The sequence below is a fragment of the Butyrivibrio sp. genome (assembly GCF_024699075.1).
Genome location: NZ_JAILQF010000368.1, coordinates 1 through 3,650, shown reverse-complemented (window position 1 = coordinate 3,650; position 3,650 = coordinate 1). Strand labels below are relative to the sequence as shown.

At 34.6% G+C, this 3,650-nt stretch carries 6 protein-coding genes; all 6 read left to right on the top strand.

Annotation, left to right across the window (positions count from 1 at the left end; all coding sequences use genetic code 11):
* The coding region (locus tag K6G87_RS14770; RefSeq protein ID WP_296838894.1) for a hypothetical protein at positions 1-335 on the top strand (335 nt) is incomplete at its 5' end.
* 46 nt (positions 336-381) lie between these two features.
* A complete protein-coding gene (locus K6G87_RS14765) occupies positions 382-882 on the top strand; it encodes a hypothetical protein (RefSeq protein WP_296838891.1) in 501 nt (166 codons plus the stop codon).
* Positions 861-1,412 (top strand): hypothetical protein, encoded by a 552-nt coding sequence (locus K6G87_RS14760; RefSeq protein ID WP_296838888.1) that lies wholly within the window; start codon positions 861-863, stop codon positions 1,410-1,412. The genes K6G87_RS14765 and K6G87_RS14760 overlap by 22 nt, the downstream gene beginning before the upstream one ends.
* Before the next feature lie 22 nt (positions 1,413-1,434).
* A complete protein-coding gene (locus K6G87_RS14755; RefSeq protein WP_296838885.1) occupies positions 1,435-1,824 on the top strand; it encodes a hypothetical protein in 390 nt (129 codons plus the stop codon).
* Between the two features lie 247 nt (positions 1,825-2,071).
* Positions 2,072-2,245 carry a hypothetical protein gene (locus tag K6G87_RS14750; protein ID WP_296838882.1) on the top strand — a complete coding sequence of 58 codons (174 nt, stop codon included), beginning with the start codon at positions 2,072-2,074 and terminating at the stop codon, positions 2,243-2,245.
* A gap of 28 nt (positions 2,246-2,273) precedes the next feature.
* The coding region (locus tag K6G87_RS14745) for a hypothetical protein (RefSeq protein WP_296838880.1) at positions 2,274-3,650 on the top strand (1,377 nt) is incomplete at its 3' end.

The window sequence follows — 3,650 nt, the reverse complement described above, 5'->3', positions numbered from 1 at the left end:
TTGGAAGAAAGGAAATAGCAACGGTTCATAATCCTTCGGATAATAATTACTATATCAAGGTATATCAGATTGGGTATATGTATACTACACATTATCATTGTGTAAGTATTCTGTATGGACCCGATGGAGAAATATCAAGAGAGTATTTTGGCGCATTTTCAACAGATCAGCTTGAACCACATTATTTGATAGAAGGTATAAGTATAAAAATAGTATGGCATGAAGACTATGTTTCTGTAAAATCAGCGGATCATGCAACCACTGGAATCATAAGAGATTACTATTTAGATGGTCGTATTACCTCGACTCCTTGTCTGTGGGACGTGGATTGGTGAAGGGCTGAATGTTTTTTGCGAAGTGCAGAATAGGTTGAAGAATGATATGAGTAGAGTAAAATGGGATCTTGACCAGTTAAAGGAAGTCCAGAAACAACAGGAAATAGCAATGACTGCCACAGAGCAGGTAATAAATGATGTAAGAAATGATCTGAATTCCATGACAGAAGATGTCTGGGAAGGCGAAGACGCAGATATGGCAAGAGAACTCCTTGGAGATCTTGTATATAAAGAAATGCCACAGACATGGAAAGAGATCGATGCAATAAATACAGCGATAATGAAAGCTCAGAAGACAGCTTATGAATCCAAGAACTTCTGTAATGGATTCCCTCAGATATTCAGAGATGGTTCAACACCATCAGAATCAGATTCTGGAGAATGCAGTGGAGAACTATTGTGTGATAGAAATGCCTGTGGAGCGCTTGTTAAAGCTATGGAGGCAGCAGGAAAGAGTGCGTTAAATGTAAGGAATAAAATTGAAACTGCTGAAAGTATCCTCTCAGAACTAGAGACACCGGAAGCTTGGCAATTCAGCAAAGTTTAAATAATCCGAAGCTTTATAATAAAGATACAGGTAAATACACAACTCATTGGACATTAAATATTTTTGATGAGTTTTGTCAGCATAGATTACATGAATTAGTGGAAGCTGAGATAGTTGAGTTAGAAGAAATCAAAGATTCTAATGGAAATATTGATTATACAGTTACGCTAAATATAAATATGGAAGATGGGTTATCTCAAGACGAAATCGATGCACTTATGTGTGTAATAACAGGAAATCCAACTTTACTTAGTTTTGGAGCAGAAACTCAGGCACATGCAGATATTTATTCAAAAGGTGGATTGTATAATTGGAATGAGATTGGGTTTTCTACAATAATAGCAGATGCTGGAGTCGATGAAGATAGTGGATGGACTCCTGAAGATCCATATAAAATGTATTATTCATATGAAATTGATTTTGATGACCCTTCAATTCCTACTGTTGAGGTTAATAAAGGCTCATACATTGTTAATCAGGAAAACGCATTTGGTGATGATGCATATGAATATATAGATGGATATAAATAATTGTAAATGAATTGGATGGTGCATGATGAAAAGGAAAATTATTATCACAAGTTTTCTTGTAGTTTTTGTTCTGATTTTTGTGTTTTTTGTAAAATTTGGAAGAAGAGAAATAGTGTATCTTCAAAAGCCATCAGACGGTGATTATTACATTAAGATATATCAGATAGGATATTACCTAAGTTGTGAATATCAGTGCCTATGTGTTTTATACGGCCCTGACGGAGTGATTTCAAAAGAGTATTTTAATGCTATATCAATTGAATCAGGATATACATATATGAAAGAAGGATACAACATCTTTACTTGCTGGATGGATGAATATGTTTCAGTTAGCGTTAGAGAAGGAGACTTAGGAGAGGTTGAGATAAGATACTATATTGACGGAAGAATAATTCGGACAAAGCGTAATTGAAAGTATTGGTGGTAAGAAATGAAAAAGACAATTAAAAAATAGGCTGTTTTGTTGGAATAGTTTTAATTATCTCATTAATGGTATTTCTTAAATTAGGAAGAAGAGAAGTAAAAACTGTACATAAACCATCAGACGACAATTATTACATTTCGTTTTATCAAATAGGATATTAAAAAAATCTGAATATCATTGCATATGTATTTTATATGGACCAAATGGTGAAATATCAAGAGCTGATTTTGATGCAATGTCTACTGATCAACTTACAAGAAGTCATATGGACAACAGAGTTTTAATTGAATGGAATGAAGATTATGTTTCTGTAAGTGTAAGAGCCCCTGAATTTGGAGGAATCAAAAGAAATTTTTATCTTGATGGAAGAATAACTTCTGAAAAGTGTCATTGGGGAGCAGATTTCTAATGATTTTACAGGAAAAGGAAGAGTAAAAGTGAAAAAGAATATTATTAAATCTGTAGCAGGAGTTATGGCAACTGCGATGGTTATATCCGGGTGTACTTCTTCGGTTATTGAATTGAGTGACGATACAAATGAGAATAATACTGATAATGTAAGTCAGGAAGAGAATGACAATTTGAATTCGTCAGATAGTTCTGATGAAAAAAATAGCGAAGCAGACTCTGAATCTGGCAGCAGTGATCAAAATGATAATGAAGACACCTTGTGGGACTCTCCAATGGCTGAATATGTTCCAGAGTCACCATATTCATACTATATAAAATTTGTAAATGAAGAAATCGCTACCAGATCTGATGATAAATACTTCTCGGATTATATAACAGGAGATTATAAATACGTATGCTGTGATCTTAGCGGTGATGGAATTGCAGAACTGGTTATTTTGTCTTTTGAAGATGATGAAGAGAGGCTGGTTGTATTTAGTTATGACAGCGATAAGGATGAAATCTATAATTCGATAAATCGCAAATATAATTCTGATTGTGATTACATTTCAAAGAATGGCTTTGCACTTATCAATTCATATGAAGATGAATCCGGCAACAGATATAGCGGTAAGACAGATGACGAATCCTATACCCAGAAGATCAGTATAATATTGTCAGACGACTCTTCAAAAATGGGTTATTCATTATTCCAGTGGAAGAGAGATGCAGGAAGTAGCGAGTATGATGGACCTTCTGAAGATATTTATGATCAGATAATGGAGATGGCATCTGATCAGGTTACCTTATCTGAAGGAAAAAAGCCTGAAGATATGATTCCATATCTTGAAGAATGTGAAAAAAGCTTTGATGACTCAATCAAAGAATTCAAACTCTTTAAACAGAATGGAAACGGTATATTCCGTAACCTTGGCAACGCAGACTTACCGGATAATGAATATGAAGATGCAGATGAAGCATATGAAGCTTTTATAAATAATGAAACGACGGTAAGGTGCGAATATGGAATAAAGGCATATGATACTTATTTTTCATATATTTATGGAGAAAAGTATGCGTTATCCAGATGGTATGATCCGGATGATTCTGATACATTGGAAACCCGCTACATAGACTGTGGAGACGATGGTAGCAAGGAACTGTTAATAAGCGTTACAGAAGAATTAAACTATGAACCCATCGAAACTATATATGTCATCAGCTTTTATGAGGGACATCTATATTTGCGCTTTATTACTGAAAATAGCTCCAGGTCATATGTTTCCGTTGGAGATGATGGTTGCATTTATGGCGGTGGAAGTGCAAGTGATTCTGTTGAAATCAGGGATGAAGCATTTTTGGATTCAGATATTATCTTTCATTATATCTATCAGTTAGAAATGGTAAGCGGAGAAGCCCTAAAA

Coding starts and splice junctions, on each gene's coding strand:
- K6G87_RS14765 (WP_296838891.1), top strand. CDS start 382: ATGAGTAGAGTAAAATGGGATCTTGACCAGTTAAAGGAAGTCCAGAAA.
- K6G87_RS14755 (WP_296838885.1), top strand. CDS start 1,435: ATGATGAAAAGGAAAATTATTATCACAAGTTTTCTTGTAGTTTTTGTT.
- K6G87_RS14750 (WP_296838882.1), top strand. CDS start 2,072: ATGTCTACTGATCAACTTACAAGAAGTCATATGGACAACAGAGTTTTA.